Here is a 17,189-nt window from a genome sequence, read left to right as displayed (position 1 = left end):
ATCCCTCACCCCGCGTCACCCCACGCGAGCGGCAGGGTTGAGTGCCGCACCGACCCGTTCCACCAGCAACGCCATCTCGTAACCCACCTGACCGAGATCGCAGCCGGCCGCGGCGAGCACCGCGAGATGCGCACCGGATCCGACCGCCATGACCAGCAAGAAGCCGTCGGCCATCTCCACCAACGTCTGCTGGACTTCCCCGGCGTTGAGGATCATCGAGGCACCCACGGTCAAGCTCGCGAGGCCGGACACGACGGCGGCGAGTTGCTCTCCGCGCTCCTGGGGGAGTCCCGAGGAGCCGGCGAGATGCAGACCATCGGCGGACACCACCACACCGTGCGCGACGCCGGTCGTGCGTTGGACGAAACGATCGAGGAGCCAATTGAGCTCATCGTTCGTAGAGTTCGTCACTGCTTGCTCCTCTCGGGGTCACTGGGACGCTTGGGAACCCAGCCACCGGTCTCCTGACGACCGCGACCAACACCGCGCTGCAGACTTGCAAGAGTGGATGATACGGAGTCCGCGCTCTTGCGCTGAGGCGAGGGTCGCTGGCTCGCCTCAGCCGCGGCCGGATCATCGATCGAACCTGGTATCAGCGATGCTCCACGACGGCGCACCGGGAGTCCGGACGCGCTCATGCTGGCTGCCGGCGCCTGGGTGGCGGGATCGGGCACGGGCGGCGCACCGAAGTCTGGCTGCGGCTGCTGCTGGCCACCACCGACCGGCATCGCCCCAGGAGTATCCGGCTGTGGAACGCTCGCCGGCGGTGGCGCCGCGCTCGGAGAGGGGGGTGCTGCGTTCGGCGGCGTCGGCGTGCCGGCGGCCCATCCGGACCCGGACCCGGGGACGGCCGGACGGCCCGTGCTGGGGCGAGCGCGCCGGCCAGGGGGCTCCGTAGAGCGCTGGTTCCAGCGCGCGTTCGCAGCTTCTTCGGCGGACCGCAGCACCTCCGCGGCCCGTCGCCACCCGGCGTCGGCCGGGCTGGACCAGTCCGCTCCCTGGTCGCTGAACCATGCCGAGCGGACCGATTCGAAAATGGGCGAGTCACTGGTGTCGGTCGGGCTCGTCGGGCCGAACGTGTTCTCCCCGGTGAAGTCGGGCAGGTCGTGGCTGCTGCTGCCGTAACCGGGCAACGGCTCGGTGACGCGTTCGGTCGAGGATGCCGAAGAAGACGACGAAGCCGGGGACGTCGACGAGGACGACAACGGTTCGAACGAGGGCCAGCTCCCCGAGCCGTACCCGCCGGCAGATTCCGCCGGCGGCTGGCCGGCTCCCTGACTGCTCGCGCTCGGTGTCGTCGGCGCCGGCGCAGGCGGCTGTTGCTGCGGCTGCTCGAACTGTCGGGAGGCACTGCTCGGCGGCAGCCACGGATTGGGTGTGTGCAGCAGGTCCTCGGCGGGATCCTTGACCGGTTCGCTCTCGTTGTCCAGCGGGGAGTGGATGAGGTTCGCCGGGATATCGACCTGTGCGACGGTCCCACCGCCGGAGCCGGCCTCGAGGCGCACGCCGATACCGTGCTTGGCCGCGAGCCGGGCGACGACGTACAGACCGAGCGTCCGTGACGTGGCCACGTCGATGTCGCTGACGTTGGAGAGCCGCGCGTTGAGCTCTTGGAGCTGGTCTTCTGGAATGCCTAGGCCAGCGTCCGTCACCGAGATCCGCAGGCCGCCACCGAGCAACGGCTGGCTGGTCACGCGTACGGGGGTGGAGGGCGCAGAGAACTCGGTCGCGTTGTCGATCAACTCGGCGAGCATGTGCGCGATGTCGTCGACAGCGGTCGACGAGACCAGGTCCGTCGGCATGACGCCGAACTTCACCCGCGGGTACTGCTCCACCTCGCCGACGGCGGTACGGACGACGTCCAGGACCGGTGCGGACGCGGTCTGCGTCCGCATCTCCTCGACGCCGGCCAGGACCAGCAGGCTCTCGGCGTGCCGGCGAACGCGAGTCGCCATGTGGTCGATACGGAACAGCGTGCTGAGCTGATCCGGGTCACGTTCCCGCTGCTCCAGGCTCTCCAACTCGCCGAGTTGCCGGTCGACCAGGGACTGGGTCCGGCGGGACAGGTTGACCACGATGGTGTCCAGGTTCTGTCGCAACAACGCCTGGTCTCCGGCCACCCGGACGGCCATCGCGTGCACTTCGTTGAACGCCCGTGCGACCTCACCGATCTCGTCCTTGCCCTCGGCCTTGATGACCTCGCCGGATTCCGTCGACTTGAGGGCGGCCGCCGGGCCGTCCTGGCGGATGCGCTCGACCGCTTCGGGCAGATCCTTGCTCGACGTCTGCTGCGCGGCGGCGCGAAGCCGGCGCAGCGGTCCGACGATGGAGCGGGCGACGACGACGGCGAGGAAGACCGTGAGCGCCAGCACGATGAGCACCGCGATGGCGCTGAACACGGCGGTGGCGCGCGCATTGCTGCTGGTCGCCGACGCACTGTCGACGACGGCGGAGGCGGCCTCACCCTCGACGCCGCGCATGATCTCCAGGCGTTCGGTGGCGCTGGAGAACCATTGTTCGTGGCTGGCGTCGACGGTCTCGCCTTCGCGGATCTGCGTGATGGTCTCGGCGGTGAGTTCATCTCCGCCGCCCAGCTCGCTGGAGGTGGCGCCGGCGGCGCTCTCGTCGTTGAAGCCGGCGAGGAAACGCCCGACCAGCAGGTCCTGCTCGCCTCGGTAGGACGCGACGCTCGCGGTCAGCGAGGACGTGGGCTCCTCGTCCGGGGTGAGGTTGTAGGTCACCAGGCCGCGTTCCATCGACGCGGACTCGACTGCCTGGCTGATGTTGTCCAGCCGGTTGATCAGCCGCGCGGTATCGCCGTCGTTGACCACCGAACTGGAGGCGGTCACGATGCCTCGCACCGCCTCGGCAAGGTCGTGGTAGCTCGCGGCGCCACCGGCGTCGAACTCCGGGTCACCGCTGTCCCGCTGCTCCCGGTAGGTGGCGAGGTTGTCGCTTTCGGCCTCCAGCGCCGCAACGGCCGACTCGGTGGCCGGGTCGGCGTCGCGGACCACATTGAGGCGGCCCTCGAGATCGGACAGCGCGGCGTCGGTGGCGTTACGGGCTTCGCCGACGGCGGACTGCCCGGTGGCGTCCGCCTCGTAGAGGGCGGTGATGTCCCGCTCGTCCTGGATCCTGTGCAGCACTTCGGTGGCCGCGACGCCGACCTCGGCGAGCTCTTCCACCTCGCCGGCCGCCGACGCGTCGTCCAAGGCATTCTTGAAGAAGAGGGCGCCGAGGACCAGAGTGCCCACCAGCGGCACCAAGACGAGTGCGGCGACCCGGGAGCGGACGCTTCGATCGTGTAGCAGCGAGTGCCACATCGAGGTGCGCGAACCCTCCTCCGACGCGGCCTCGTCGGCTGGAGCGGCACTCGCGCTGGCGTTGTGTGCCGCGCGTGCTCGATTCGAGGTGCTGCTCGCACCGCGGTTTGCTCGCGCGGTCCGCGTCATCGAAACGTTCCTCCTTGGTCTGGCGTCCCGGGGCCGGCATGCGTACTCACGCAGGTCCACCTGTCCGGGTTGCGCTGCTGGGTCGCTAACGTTCCGCCGGGCGGCCTCGTTCCTGGGCCGGCCTTGTTCACGTCAGCTCCTTCCGCGCGGGTGCCCTCTCACCGCCGACCGTTCTTTGGCGACAGGACGCGGGACAGTAGACGACGCTGGCTGGCCCGCCCCTGTTCTGTCAATAGAAGGCCGATATGCCGGACAATCGAATGGTAGTCGAGTGGGCCGAATGTTCGATGGTGGAGATGGCCCAAATGCCCAACTTTGTGACGTAGGACATTGGCGACGGTCTCTGCCACAGCCCGCCTCGGACGCTCGGTCACCCCCAAGAAACGATCATGTCCACCAGGTTCTCTGTGCTGCTCACCCGGCGAAACCAGGGGTAGCACGCGGAAGAACCTAGTGGACATGATCATCCCGGTCCAGCCGGAGACGGCACCGGTGTGCGGCGGATCCGGCTGCGGAAGGCCGGGCCGGCACCGCCGTCGACGATGCCACCCGGCCCCGACCGGTACCGCTTTAGCGCTCTACTTCACCAGCGATGAACTTCTCGACCAGGTCGTGGGCGACGCTGTCGTAGTACTGCTCCGGCGGCGACTTCATGAAGTACGACGACGCCGAGAGGATCGGACCACCCACGCCGCGGTCCTTGGCGATCTTGGCCGCGCGGATGGCGTCGATGACGATGCCCGCCGAGTTCGGGGAGTCCCACACCTCGAGCTTGTACTCCAGGCTGACCGGCGCGTCCCCGAAGTTGCGGCCCTCCAGCCGGATGAACGCCCACTTGCGGTCGTCGAGCCACGCCACGTAATCGGACGGGCCGATGTGTACGTTGCGCTCTTCGAGACCGTTGGCCAGCTGGGAGGTGACGGACTGCGTCTTGGAGATCTTCTTGGACTCCAGCCGGTCCCGTTCCAGCATGTTCTTGAAGTCCATGTTGCCGCCGACGTTCAGCTGATACGTGCGGTCGACGGTCACGCCCCGGTCTTCGAAGAGCTTCGCCAGCACGCGGTGCGTGATCGTCGCGCCGATCTGCGACTTGATGTCGTCGCCGATGATCGGCACACCGGCCGCGGAGAACCTGTCCGCCCACTCCTGGGTGCCGGCGATGAAGACCGGGAGGCAGTTGACGAAGGCGACGCCGGCGTCGATGGCGCACTGGGCGTAGTACTTGGCCGCCTCCTCGGAGCCGACGGGCAGGTAGCAGACCAGGACGTCCGCCTGGGTGGCCCGTAGGGTCTCCACCACGTCCACCGGATCCTGGTCGGACTCGGTGATGGTCTCGCGGTAGTACTTGCCGAGCCCGTCGAGCGTCGGGCCGCGCTGTACGTTGACGCCGGTCGGCGGAACGTCACACAGCTTGATGGTGTTGTTCTCGCTCGCCACCAGTGCGTCAGCGAGATCCTGGCCGACCTTCTTCGCGTCCACGTCGAACGCGGCGACGAACTCGATGTCGCTGATGTGGTAGTCGCCGAACTGGACGTGCATCAAGCCGGGGATCTTGGTCGCGGCGTCGGCATCGCGGTAGTAATGGATCCCTTGGACAAGCGAGGTGGCGCAGTTGCCCACGCCGACGATAGCTACACGAAGCGAGCCCATGAGCTCCTCTTCCTTTCTCATTCGCTGGGATCCGCCGGCGTCGAGCCGGAAGAGCCCAGGCGGGGTCGACTGCCCCGCGGGTGATCATCTTGTGGCCCGTTGGTGCGCTGTTCGGCGCTGATGAGCCCGTCCAGCCACCTGACTTCACGTTCGACCGACTCCAGACCGTGCCGTTGCAGCTCGAGCGTGTACGCGTCGAGCCGCTCCCGGGTACGAGACAGCGCCGAGCGGAACTGCTCGAGCCGCTCCTGTAGCCGGGAGCGACGGCCGAGAAGGATACGCATGCGTGTCTCGGCGTCCGCCCGGCTGAAGAAGGCGAAGTGCACGCCGAACTGTTCGTCGTCCCAGGACGACGGCCCCGCTTCATTGAGGAGCTCGGCAAAGCGTTCTTTGCCGTCCGGCGTGAGTTTGTAGACGATCCGTCCTCGACGACTGGCGCGTGACATCGTTGCCTCGTCAACGGCCTCGTCCTCGGTCAGATGACCGCGGCGCACCATCTCCTTGAGCGTGGGATAGAGCGTGCCGTAGGAGAACGCGCGACCCCAGCCCAGCAGGGAGTTCACCCGTTTACGCAGCTCGTATCCGTGCATCGGGGCGTCATGAAGCAAGCCGAGAACGGCCAGCTCCAACGCTTCGGCACGTTTTCCCACGAGAACGCTCCCTGCCAACAGTGACAACTTGATGTATCGAACGGATACATCGCTACTATATCTCGAGCCGTCACTCGCCGGGCATCATCGGCCGTGCTGTTCGACAAGATCCACAAAATGGCAGGGAGCGACGTAGGCTCTGCCTTGGTCCGGACGCCGCAACGGCGCGGCGACGGTCCCGCTCCGACCCCCCGATGCGAGGCACCGAAGAGACAGTGGCACCCGAAGGACACAGACCCCAAGGCGGCCGTGCCGAGGCACGGCGACGCTATGCGGCCAGCGGCAACGGACAGCGCGGTAAGGGCGCTCGTGCCAAGGGCGGCGGCCGGAGCAAGTCGCGCTGGCGTAAGTTCCTGGGCATCAAGGCGCTCGCCCTCTACTTCCTCGGCTTCATGTTCCTGGGCGTGCTCGGCATCGGGATCGTCTACGCGATGACCGACATTCCGAGGCCGAACGACTTCGCGCGTTCCGAGGCGACCATCGTCTACTGGAGTGACGGGGAGACCGAGCTCGGGCGGTTCAGCGAGTACAACCGGGAGAGCGTGGACCTGTCGCAGATCCCGCAGCACGTGCGGGACGCGGTGATCGCCGCGGAGGACCGCAGCTTCTACAGCAACAGCGGTTTCGACCCGGCGGGCATTGCCCGCGCCGGCCTGAACTTCGTGCGCGAAGGCGGCTCGATCTCGGGTGGCGGCTCGACGATCACCCAGCAGTACGTGAAGAACTACTACCTGACCCAGGACCAGACCTGGAGCCGGAAGCTCAACGAGCTGTTCGTCTCGATCAAGATCGACCAGCAACGCGAGAAGGACGACATTCTCGCCTCGTACCTCAACACGATCTGGTTCGGCCGCGACCTCTACGGGGTGCAGACGGCCTCGAAGTCCTACTTCGGCAAGCCGGTCAGTGAGCTGAGCGTGGCCGAGGGCGCCGCTCTCGCCTCCATCCTCCGTTCACCGCACCGCTACGACCCCACGATCGAGGGCAACGAGGAGCGCTTCGCGCAGCGTTTCCAGTACGTATTGGACGGCATGACGGCGATCGGCGCGCTGGACGCACAGACCGCGGCCGAGACCGAATTGCCGGAGGTGCTTCCCGAGCAGCGGACCAACAGGTACTCCGGTCCGAACGGTTACCTGATGCAGCAGGTGGAGGAGGAGCTGCTCGCGGCCGGCCTGGACGAGGCGGAGATCCGGAACGGCGGGTTGCGGATTGTCACCACGTTCGACAAGGAGGCCCAGGAGGCGGCGGTCAAGGCCGTTGAAGAGGAACGCCCGACGGAGAACGCCGACGAGGTGCGCATCGGCCTGGCCGCGGTGCGACCCGGCGACGGCGCCGTCGTGGCTATGTACGGCGGCCCGGACGCGGTGGAGCATCCCTTCAACGACGCCCTGGACGGAAAGCAGCAGGTGGGATCGACGGCGAAGCCGTTCACGCTGGCGGCCGCGCTGGAGGACGGAGCGACGCTGGAGAGCGAGTTCTGGGGGGACACACCGTTCGACGACCCGGAGCTCGGCCCGCCGGTGAGAAACCTGGGCGATGCCGACTACGGTGAGGAAGTCGATCTTCTGCAGTCCATGGAACGGTCGATCAACACGGCGTTCGTCGATCTCGCCATGCAGATGGGACCCGCCAAGGTGGTCGACGCGATGGTCCGCGCCGGGTTCCCGGAGGACGCGCAGGATCTGGAAGCCAACCCGCGGGTCACGCTCGGTCAGGCCAAGGCGTCGACCGTCGAGCTGGCGGAGACCTACGCGACGCTGGCCGCTGGCGGCCGGCACACCGACTGGTACACGGTGAGCAAGGTGACCGACCGGGGCGGCAACGTGCTGCACTCGGTCGATCCGGAGCCGAAGATGGTCTTCGAACCGGACGTCGTGGCGGACGTGACGTACGCGATGACGCAGGTGGTGGAGGGCGACAACGGCACCGGGAAGGCGGCGCAGGAGCTGGACCGCCCGTCCGCCGGCAAGACCGGGACACATGAGGATCTCACCGCCTGGTACGCCGGCTTCACGCCCCAGCTGGCTACCGCGGTGTCGTTCATCAACGGTGAAGGAGAGACCGCGGGAACCAAGTCGCTCGACGGCGTCGGGGGGCAGGAGAAATTCCGCGCCGGCGGTTATCCCGCCCGGGTCTGGACGGCGTTCATGAAGGCCGCGTTGGACGGGGAGGAGGTCATCGAGTTCCCCGAGCGCACCGACCCGGAGGAGCCGGAGCCGACCGAGACCCCGTCTCCGGACATCCCCGAGCCCACCCGTCGCCCAGATCCCGACCACGGTGATGAGACCGGCAACGGTGACAACGGCAACGCCAACGGTAACCAGAACGGCGACGAGTCCGGTGACGACGGCGGCGACGGTACGGACGGTGGCGACGAGTCCGGTGACGACGGCGGCGACGGCGGGGACAGCGGTGACGGCGGTGACGGTACGGACGGTGGCGATGAGTCCGGTGACGACGGCGGTCCGTGGGGCGGTGACGAGTCCGGCGACGACGGTGGCGACGGTACGGACGGCGGCGATGAGTCCGGTGACGACGGCGGTCCGTGGGGCGGTGACGAGTCCGGCGACGACGGTGGCGACGAGTCCGGTGATGACGGCACGGACGGTGGCGACGGCAGCCCGAACGGCAATCAGAACGGCAACGACGGTGGCGGTGACGACGGCGACGAGGGCGGCGACGAGGGGTGGAACTGACGGGCGGTGCATCGCTCCGGCCGTGCGGGCGGGTCGCGGGGGCCGGGTATGGCGGCGCGGTCACGCCCGGCTGAGCGCCGACGGAGCCGTTGCGGCACCATAGGCGGGTGACGTCGTCGCCAGTCCTGCCGAGTCGGGATGATCCGGTTGCGGCCGCCGCCAGCGAATGGGTCGGTGGACCCGCTGGGCGGCGTGCCGTCCCGGGGCGCCGGTGGTGGAATCCGTTGCGCATCGCGCTCGCCGTCGGGTGCGTGGCGCTCGCGCTCGGAGTGCTCGCCGACAAGCCGTGTCACGACCGGTCCTGGGAGTCGCGAGAGGACCGGGCGGTCTGGACGTCGTTGTGTTATTCGGACGTGCCCTTCCTCTACCGGGAACGAGGCCTGGCGGATGGCGACGTCGTATACCGCGACACGCTGCTGGAGTACCCGGTGCTCACCGGTGGGGTGATGCAGACGACGGCGTACGGCGCTCAGGCGCTGCAGGGCATGGTGAATCCGGACCCGCCGGATCGGGCGATCGCCGAATCGGTCCGGTTCTACGAGATCACGGCCGTGTTGATGGCGGTAGCGGCACTGGTGACGATCGTCGCCACGGGGCGGACGGCGCCGAGCCGGCCCTGGGATGCGCTTCTCGTCGCGGCGTCACCGTTGTTGCTGTTCAGCGCTGCGATCAATTGGGACCTGCTGGCCGTCGCGTTGACCAGTGTCGCGATCCTGGCCTGGACCAGAGAGAGACCCGGCTGGGCCGGCGTGCTGATCGGCGCCGGCGTAGCCGTCAAGATCTATCCGGTGCTGCTGCTCGGCGTGTTCTTTCTCGTCGCGCTGCGTGCTCCGGAGCGGGCGGTGGCGTTCCGCCGGTTTGTGCTGGCGACCGTGGCGGCGGCGACGACCTGGGCGGTCGTCAATGTACCGGTCGCCCTGTGGGCAGGCGACGGATGGCGCTACTTCTTCACGTTCAACATCGACCGGGGCGCCGACTTCGGCTCCATCTGGTATGCCCTTCAGCTGCTGGCGCCCGACCTGCTGCGGAACGACATCGACCGGCTGGTGCTCGGCGCCGGGCTGATCATGCTCGGTGTGGTCGTGGTGATCGCGATGCTGGCGGCGGAACCGCCGCGGATGACCCAGCTCGCGTTCCTCGCGGTGGCCGCGTTCCTGCTCGTCAATAAGGTGTGGTCGCCGCAGTACACGCTGTGGTTGTTGCCGCTGGCGGTGCTGGCTCGGCCGCGGTGGCGCGAGCTGGTCATTTGGCAGGTGGCCGAGGTGCTGTACTTTGCTGCGGTCTGGCTGTACCTGGCCGGTTTCTTCGATCCGGAGAACCCGGTAATCTCCGGCGACGTCTATGCCTGGTCGATCCTGCTCCGCGTCGGCGCGCTGGTGTGGCTCTGCGCCTTGGTCTGCCGCGACATCCTGCGGCCTGAGCATGACCCGGTGCGGGCTTCGATCCCGAGTGGAGGGCTGACCGCGGCATGAGCGTGGACCGTCCTCGCCAGCGGCATCTGGCCGGTGGTACGACACCGGAGCGCGGGCCCCGGGATCGACTGGAGCAGTTGCTGGGCCCCGTCGGACGGGACGCCATCGGTGTGTGGTTGCTCAGCCGGGTGTCGATGTGGATCCTGGCCGTGGCCGCCGGGTGGCTGTTCGTGACGGACGGCAACGACGTCATACCTTGGCTGGAGCGGTGGCAGCGGTGGGACTTCGTCCACTTCAGCGGCATCGCCACGCACGGGTACGGGGGCGAACCCACCGGCGTTCCGAACGTGGCCTTCTTCCCCGGCCTGCCCGCCCTGCTGTGGCTCGGCAGCCAACTGGGTCTCGCGCACGTCACCACCGGGCTCTTGGTGTCCCTGGCGGCGGGGGCGGTAGCGGCGGTCGCCCTCGGCCGGCTCGGTGCTCTTGAGGGCGGTGCTGCCGCAGGCCGGCTGACCGTCGTGGCATGGGTATGCTCCCCGGCGGCGGTGTTCCTCGCCGCGCCGTACACCGAAGCGCTGTTTCTGGCGTGTGCGTTCCCCGCGTGGCTGGCTGCACGACGGGGCAACTGGCTGGCGGCGGGTGCGCTCACCGCGCTCGCCTGCACGGTGCGGGTGAGTGGGATCTTTCTCGCGGCGGCCCTGTGCGTGCAGTGGCTGGTGACGAGGTTCGAGACGAGCGATCGGCGGCGGTGGAGCTGGTCCGGCTTCGGCTGGCTGTTCCTCCCGGCGCTGCCGCTCGCGGGTTGGATGCTGTACCTACGGAATCTCACCGGCGACTGGCTCGCCTGGTTGCGTGCGCAAGAACAGGAGTGGAATCGGGAATTCACCTGGCCGTGGGATGCGTGGAGTAACACCTGGCAGGCCGCGTTCGGCGGCACGCAATCGCCGGGTTTCGCCTGGATGTTCGGCGCCGAGTTGGTGGCGTTGGTGGTCGGGCTGGCGCTCACGGCCGCCTTGCTGTGGTGGCGGCGCTGGGGCGAGGCGACCTGGGTCGGGCTTCAGGTGACCGCGTTCGCCACGTCGTACTGGTTCTTCTCGGTGCCCCGGGCCACCCTGCTCTGGTGGCCGCTGTGGGTCGGGATCGGTGTGCTGGCCGCCCGTCGTCGCTGGGTGTTGTGGACGTACGTCCTGATCAGTGCTCCGCTGATGGGTGTCTGGGCCGTCACGTACCTGACCGGCCGCTGGGCCGGCTGACACAAACCTCTGGCGGGATCGTGGTTAGGGGTTGGTGCCGGCGAGCAGGATACGGGCTTGCTCCGTGCGACCACCGCGGGCCACGAGGTCGTAGTGCGTGGCGACCAGACCACGCGTCGAGGTGAAGGTCTTCCGGCCGCCGCCGAACGCATGCGCGGCGAAGCCGAACCCGGCGCCCCAGATCGTCCCGATGACGGCTCCCACAACCGTCATCGCCAACCAGGTGAATCCGGGCGAGAACAACCCCATCACCAGGCCGAGCACCGCGCCCATGCCTGCTCCGCTGAACGCTCCGTTCGCGGCCGCGCGCAGCTTGTTCGCCGGTCCGGTGACACGTTCGACGAGCCTGAGATCGGAACCGATGATGTCCAGATGCTCGATCGGAAATCCCTCGGCGTTGAGCCGGTTCACCGCGTCCTGCGCCTCGTCGTAGTTCGAATAGGTCGCCACGGTGTTCCAGGCAGCCTTGATCGGGTCGAACTGCGGCAGGTCCGCATGTGTCATCGTGCCTCTCCCTTATCCAGGACGTCACGGACAATCATCGCGTCCCCTCGTTAACCGTGTCTGTGCGGTGGCTGTGAATTCGCTTAAAGATCCGCTTGCCGGTGGCCCGCGTCATTGCGTGACCTTCTTCTCACGAGACGTCCCGCGGCCGCGCGGAGTTCCGCGCCGGCTGTGAACGCTCAACCGGCGTCCACCACGGTATCGACTCCGACCGGTTCGGCGGCGTCGACTCCGACCGGCTCCGGAGCATCGACTACACCTCCGCTGTTCCTGCGGGATCTGCACGGTTGTACCTGTTGTACCCGGATGACGTCGGACCGAACCACGCAGTTCGGCGTACCGCGGTTATGGCGCTCCCAACGCGCCCTTGACCACCTGACCGTTCTGCACCACGAGTGCGACGTTGGCCGGATCGGCGAGCACACCGATGTCCTGAAGCGGATCGCCATCGCACGCGACCAGGTCGGCCAGCATCCCGGCTTGGACCGTGCCGAGCCGATCCGCGACTCCGAGCAGGGTGGCAGCGTGCAACGTGCCGGCGCTGATCGCGGCCATCGGTGTCATGCCCACCTCCACCAGTTGTGCCAGCTCAGTGAGGTTGGTGCCGTGGACGGAGATCCCCGCATCCGTTCCCATGGCCACTCGTACGCCGCGGCGGATCGCCTCCGAGACGCACGCGAACGCCCGCTCCTCCATCGCTCGCTTGGCGTTGTAGGCCTCGATCGGCAGCAGATGCTTGCGTTCGTGGTATCCGACGAACGTGGAGAGCGTCGGCACCAGGTACGTACCACGCTCCAGCATCAGGTCGATTCCCTGATCGTCCACCAGGTATCCGTGCTCGATGCTGGAGACGCCGCCGCGTACCGCGTTGCGGATGCCGGCCGCACCCTGCGCGTGGGCGGCAACGGGACGACCGCCGTGCCGGCCCGCCTCGTCGGCGATCGCCGCGATCTCCTCCACGGTGAGGCCCTCGTCGTCCGGCGTGTCGGAGGGACTGGAAACGCCGCCGGTGGCGCAGACCTTGATGACGTCGGCGCCGTCCCGCATCAGCCGGCGAGCACCGATGCGTGCTTCGGCGACGGTGTCCACGATCTCCGCCGCGGATCCGGGGAGTTCGTGCAGGTTCACGCCGGTGGGCAGCCGGAAGTCCGCATGTCCTCCGGTGTGGCTCATGATCCGCACGGCCACCTGTAGCCGGGGAGCCCGCAGCAGGCCGCGCGCCTGCGCGGAACGGAAGCCCGCGTCCAGGCCGCCGAGGTCACGAACGCTGGTGACGCCGGCGTCGAGGGTGCGCTGGGCACGCTCGGCCACCTCGAATGCCCACAGGCTCCGATGGATGTCGAGGTTGTTCAGCACCAGCTTCGACGCGTCCTGGTACCCGAGGTGCACGTGGCTGTCGATGAACCCGGGCAGCAGCGTCCGCCCCGCCAGGTCGACCATGCGGTGGGCCGGTGGGAGCTCCGGCGCACCGGGTGCGGGTCCGGCGTAGGTAATGGTGTCGTCCTCGACGACCACCGTCGCATCGTCGATCGGGGACTGCCCGGTGCCGTCGATGAGACGGGCGTGCACGTATGCGGTCGGGGTGGTGATGGCAGAGACGTTGCCGGTCATCAGCTCTCTCTTCGACGTCGACGAATCATGCTGGAGCTCACAGGTGGATACCCATTCCCGGGCCTACCGGCGTGCCGGTGACGAAGAACACCGCCAGGACGGCGATCCACAGGATCAGGAACACGAGGCTGAACGGGAGCGCTCGGGAGATGACTGTACCGAGGCCGGCTCGCGGCTCGTAGGCGCGCAAGAACCCGAGGATGATCACCATGTACGGGTTCAACGGGCTGAGGCCGTTGGTCGACGAGTCGCCGATCCGGAACGCCGCCTGAATGAAGCCGGGTTCGTAGCCGAGCAGCGCGAACATCGGGACGAACACGGCGGCGAACAGCGCCCACTGCGCCGAGCCGGAGATCACGAAGACGTTGATGACCGCCGCGAGCAGGACGAAGGCGACGATCGCGCCGAACCCGGTGAAGTGCGCGCGCTGCAGAAGGTCGGCGCCGGTGACGGCTAGCCACGACGAGAGCCCGCTCCAGTTGAACAGTGCGAGGAACTGCGCCATCACGAACGCCACCACCACGAATCCGGACATGTCCTTGACGGCGCCGGTCATCATGGTCGCCAGGCTCGAACCTCCCCGCACGGTGCGCACCCGGATGCCGTAGACGATCGCCGGCACAATCAGGGATAAGAAGACGAGAAAGACCACCGAATCGAGGAGCGGTGAGGAGGGCAGGAAGCTGCCGTCCTCGGCCCGCATCGGTGCCCCGGAGGGCAGGGTCAACGCCAGCACGCCGAATGCGGTCGCCAGGAAGGCGACCCCGGCCCAGCGCAGGCCGCTCCGCTCGTCGTCGGTGAGTTCGGTGTGGCCGAGATCGGACCCGTCGGACAGCGCAGCGGCGTCGTTCCCGTTGCCGGTGTCGTCGTGATCGTTGTCGCGGTCGTCCCGGTCCCGGTCGTCATTCCATTCCCGATCGCCGTTCCGGTTCCGGTGGCCGCGGCCGTCCGCTGGAGCGGCGGCACTCTCCGGGTTGTCGGCCGTCGTCGTTCTGGGCACCTGCTTACGTATGAGCGACGGCTCCAGGACTCGATCGATCAGGAAGCCGGTGACGGCGCCGAGGAGGAGGGCGATGGTGGCCATCAGGAAGTAGTTCGATACCGGAGTGACGGCGGTACCGGGATTGCCGAGTGACTCGGCTGCCGATGTGGTGATGCCGCTGAGCAGCGCGTCGGCGCTGGTGATGAACGGGCTGCAGCTGTAGCCGGCGGTGACGGCGGCGAACGAGCCGAGCAGCCCGGCCACCGGATGCCGGCCGGCCGCGGCGAAGACCATCGCCGCGAGCGGCGGCAGTGCCACCATGGCCGCGTCGCTCATGATGTTCCCGGCGACCGAGATGACACCGACCACGTACGGCAGCGCCCATCGCGGTGCACGCCCGAACGCCCGTCGCACCATCGCCGCGAGAAGTCCGGTCCGCTGCGCCACGCCGACGGCGAGCAGGATGGTCAGCACGACCCCGAGGGGCGGGAACCCGATGAAGTTGTCGACCAGATTGGTGGTCAGCCAGGTGAAGCCGTCCGCGGTGAAGAACCCTCTGATGGGCGTGGGCTCCTCGGCGTCGGGAACCTCGACGACCAGATCGAGTGCGGCCATGATGCTCGATGCCACGGCGACGACGCCGAAGAGCAGGAGGAACAGTGAGAACGGATCGGGGAGCCGATTTCCGACCCGCTCGATGCCGTCGAGCAGCCGTGCGCCCCGGCCCGGAGTCGTGGCCGTCGGAGGTGCTTCCGTGGTCATTGGTCACCTCTTTCGCAGCTGTGGCGTGCCGGCGCGGTGAGAGCCGGCTGGCGTTGAACGGCGACCCTACGGACGGCGTGTATATTCGAGGCGCTGACGCTGAGAATCGCCAGAAGTGCGGATGAGAATGCAGGATTCGAACGTCATCGGTGAACTTGACCTGGAGATCACGAACGCGCTCCAGCTGGCTCCCCGGGTGTCCTGGACCGATCTGGGGCATGTCCTCAACGCGGAACCGACGACCCTGGCCAGGCGGTGGCAACGGTTGCTGGACGACGGCGTCGCTCGCATCACGGTGGTGCCCGGCCGGCACACGGTCACCGAGCTGCTCTCGGCGTATGTCGACCTCAGATGTGCCAACGGGGCGGTCACCGAGGTCGCCCGGATTCTCACCGACCATCCCGAAGTGCTCAGCATCCACCACACGGCCGGGTCCGCACAGCTGATGATCGTGCTGAGCGGCGGGCCACGGCTTCCGGACTACCTGTTGACCCGGCTGGGTGGTATTCCGGGGATCCTCGAATACGCCGTGCACATCGTGCCCGACCTGCTGTTCGAGACGCATCGGTGGCACGCGCGCGCGTTGACCGCGGACCAGCAGGCGCGGCTACGGGAGCTGAATGCGATCGGGGGCACCGTGTCCGCGGGGCGGCGGCCGCGTACCGAGGTCGATCAGCAGATCATCGCCAAGCTCTGCATGAACGGCCGGGCGAGCCAGCAGGAGTTGGGCGCCGCCGTCGGCCTCAGCGCACCGGCCGTGGCGCGCCGGTTGCGGCGACTGCTGCGGGATGGCGTGATCCGGTTGCGGTGTGACGTCGCCCGGCCACGGCTGGGGCTGCCGAGCGCGGCGTTTCTCCGCGGCATGGTGGATCCGCGGGAACTGAGCGCGGCCCAGCAGCGGCTCGGCGACCGGGTTCCGGAATTGCGCCTGATCACCGCCCTGGCCGGCTCGTCCAATGCGCAGCTCTCGGTCTGGTTGCGCTCCGCGGCCGACCTGTTCCGGGTGGAGGAGCGGCTGAATCGGGAGCTGCCGAGCTTGACGGTCAAGGATCGCGTTCTGGTGCTGCGGACGATGAAGCTCATGGGACACGTCTTCGACGACTCGCAACGGTACGTGCGCACCGTGCCGCTGCGGATCGGCTGAGTGGAGCGAGGCCCTCCCCGGCCTACGCCTACTCCCAGCTGATCCGGTCGAAGTTCGTGGTGGTGAAGCGGACCTCCACATCGAGCTCATCACCCGGGGACGGCGGTGTGAGGTCATCCGGGAGCCAGATCATCGAGCATTGCATGTGCGGCGGTTCGGCGAACCAGCGTTGCTTGCCGGCCATGCGGAAGGGGGAGAGGGCGCGGCCGGTCGCTTCCAGACCGCCCTTGGCGGCCGTGACGAGCCGCTGGCGGAGACTGGTGATCGGCGACGGTGCCTCGAGCGCGACGCCGTGTGCGGTCCCACCACCGACCACCACCAGCCAGCCGTTGCGTCGCGCGCCCCGTTGCCGGTAGCCGTAGCGATCTCCGCGCTGCACCCGGTGCAGGTCCAGGACGGTGCCGCGCGCACTCAGCGCACCCCGGTCGCCCAGCCACAAGGCCGATCCGACGCGCAGTCTGACCTCGGCGTTGATCTCTCGCCCCAGGGCGGACGCGGCCTGAGGGGTGAGGTGGCTGACCCAGAGCGTACGGGCGGCCGAGCTGGGCATGGCGTCCAGCGCCAAAGTGCCCAGCCGCCGCGCCTGATCGGCCTGGCTACCGTTCAGCGGCAGGTGCAGCGCGATCCCCTCGAACCGGACACGGTCCACCGCTCCCACGATCTCGCCGAGCTGCTCCACGCCGACGCCGTGGCGGCGCATGCTGGTCAGGACCTCCACGACGACGCGCGGCCGATCGCTGCGTTCGGCCAGCGCGCGCAGATCCTCGACGCGGGAGACCGTGTGGATGACCTGTTCGTCGTCGGTGGGCACGTCCAGCCATGGCCGCCACGGTGAGAGCACCAGCAGATCGCCGGAGAAATCCGGGCGGACGTCGGCGATCTCTTCATACGTGCCGACCGCGAGCGTGCCGGCTCCGAGCGCAGCCGTTTCCGCGGCCAGGGTGGCGTTGCCGAATCCGTAGCCGTTGCCCTTGGCCACCGGGACGATCGTGGTCCCTTCCGGCTCCGCGTAGCGCTTCAGGTGCTGGCGCCAGCGGGCCGCGTCGACGTGCAGGGTAAGCGCCATGTGG

Annotated in this window: 12 protein-coding genes; 4 read left to right on the top strand and 8 right to left on the bottom strand. The window is 68.3% G+C overall.

Features of this window, described 5'->3' with window-relative positions; all coding sequences use genetic code 11:
- Positions 1-15: 15 nt before the first annotated feature.
- The 4 genes from G1H10_RS00680 to G1H10_RS00665 form a co-directional block, all read right to left on the bottom strand.
- Positions 16-411: a roadblock/LC7 domain-containing protein gene (locus G1H10_RS00680; RefSeq protein ID WP_163731215.1), complete on the bottom strand. Its 396-nt coding sequence runs from the start codon at positions 409-411 to the stop codon at positions 16-18.
- Complete coding sequence (locus tag G1H10_RS00675; protein WP_163731213.1) at positions 408-3,452, bottom strand: sensor histidine kinase; 3,045 nt, start codon at positions 3,450-3,452, stop codon at positions 408-410. Before G1H10_RS00675 ends, G1H10_RS00680 begins: the two co-directional genes overlap by 4 nt.
- Positions 3,453-4,022: 570 nt before the next feature.
- Positions 4,023-5,102 (bottom strand): inositol-3-phosphate synthase, encoded by a 1,080-nt coding sequence (locus G1H10_RS00670; protein ID WP_163731212.1) that lies wholly within the window; start codon positions 5,100-5,102, stop codon positions 4,023-4,025.
- A 17-nt stretch (positions 5,103-5,119) separates the two neighbouring features.
- Positions 5,120-5,752, bottom strand: coding sequence for a PadR family transcriptional regulator (locus tag G1H10_RS00665; protein ID WP_163731209.1), 633 nt, complete (start codon positions 5,750-5,752; stop codon positions 5,120-5,122).
- Positions 5,753-5,946: 194 nt separating this feature from the next.
- On the opposite strand from G1H10_RS00665, the gene G1H10_RS00660 reads away from it, so the two are divergent.
- The 3 genes from G1H10_RS00660 to G1H10_RS00650 all read left to right on the top strand — a co-directional run bounded on the left by G1H10_RS00660 (position 5,947) and on the right by G1H10_RS00650 (position 11,116).
- Positions 5,947-8,451 (top strand): transglycosylase domain-containing protein, encoded by a 2,505-nt coding sequence (locus G1H10_RS00660; RefSeq protein ID WP_163731207.1) that lies wholly within the window; start codon positions 5,947-5,949, stop codon positions 8,449-8,451.
- 107 nt (positions 8,452-8,558) lie between these two features.
- The gene (locus G1H10_RS00655; RefSeq protein ID WP_163731205.1) at positions 8,559-9,923 is read left to right on the top strand and encodes a glycosyltransferase family 87 protein; all 1,365 of its coding nucleotides are present in this window, start codon (positions 8,559-8,561) and stop codon (positions 9,921-9,923) included.
- Positions 9,920-11,116, top strand: a complete 1,197-nt coding sequence (locus tag G1H10_RS00650; protein WP_163731204.1) for a mannosyltransferase family protein — start codon at positions 9,920-9,922, stop codon at positions 11,114-11,116. Before G1H10_RS00655 ends, G1H10_RS00650 begins: the two co-directional genes overlap by 4 nt.
- Before the next feature lie 24 nt (positions 11,117-11,140).
- On the opposite strand, the gene G1H10_RS00645 is transcribed toward G1H10_RS00650, so the two are convergent.
- The 3 genes from G1H10_RS00645 to G1H10_RS00635 form a co-directional block, all read right to left on the bottom strand.
- Positions 11,141-11,620, bottom strand: a complete 480-nt coding sequence (locus tag G1H10_RS00645) for a YflT domain-containing protein (protein ID WP_163731202.1) — start codon at positions 11,618-11,620, stop codon at positions 11,141-11,143.
- A 345-nt stretch (positions 11,621-11,965) separates the two neighbouring features.
- Positions 11,966-13,231: a metal-dependent hydrolase family protein gene (locus G1H10_RS00640; RefSeq protein ID WP_163731200.1), complete on the bottom strand. Its 1,266-nt coding sequence runs from the start codon at positions 13,229-13,231 to the stop codon at positions 11,966-11,968.
- Between the two features lie 37 nt (positions 13,232-13,268).
- Positions 13,269-14,975 carry an AbgT family transporter gene (locus G1H10_RS00635; RefSeq protein WP_163731197.1) on the bottom strand — a complete coding sequence of 569 codons (1,707 nt, stop codon included), beginning with the start codon at positions 14,973-14,975 and terminating at the stop codon, positions 13,269-13,271.
- A 121-nt stretch (positions 14,976-15,096) separates the two neighbouring features.
- On the opposite strand from G1H10_RS00635, the gene G1H10_RS00630 reads away from it, so the two are divergent.
- Positions 15,097-16,119: an Lrp/AsnC family transcriptional regulator gene (locus G1H10_RS00630; RefSeq protein ID WP_163731195.1), complete on the top strand. Its 1,023-nt coding sequence runs from the start codon at positions 15,097-15,099 to the stop codon at positions 16,117-16,119.
- Between the two features lie 28 nt (positions 16,120-16,147).
- Here G1H10_RS00630 and G1H10_RS00625 read toward each other — a convergent pair whose 3' ends face one another.
- A complete protein-coding gene (locus G1H10_RS00625; RefSeq protein ID WP_163731192.1) occupies positions 16,148-17,185 on the bottom strand; it encodes an alanine racemase in 1,038 nt (345 codons plus the stop codon).
- Positions 17,186-17,189 lie beyond the last annotated feature (4 nt).

The sequence above is a fragment of the Phytoactinopolyspora halotolerans genome (assembly GCF_010550675.1).
Taxonomy (GTDB): domain Bacteria; phylum Actinomycetota; class Actinomycetes; order Jiangellales; family Jiangellaceae; genus Phytoactinopolyspora; species Phytoactinopolyspora halotolerans.
The sequence above is the reverse complement of the archived record's forward strand: the minus strand, read 5'-3'. Positions and strand labels throughout refer to the sequence as shown.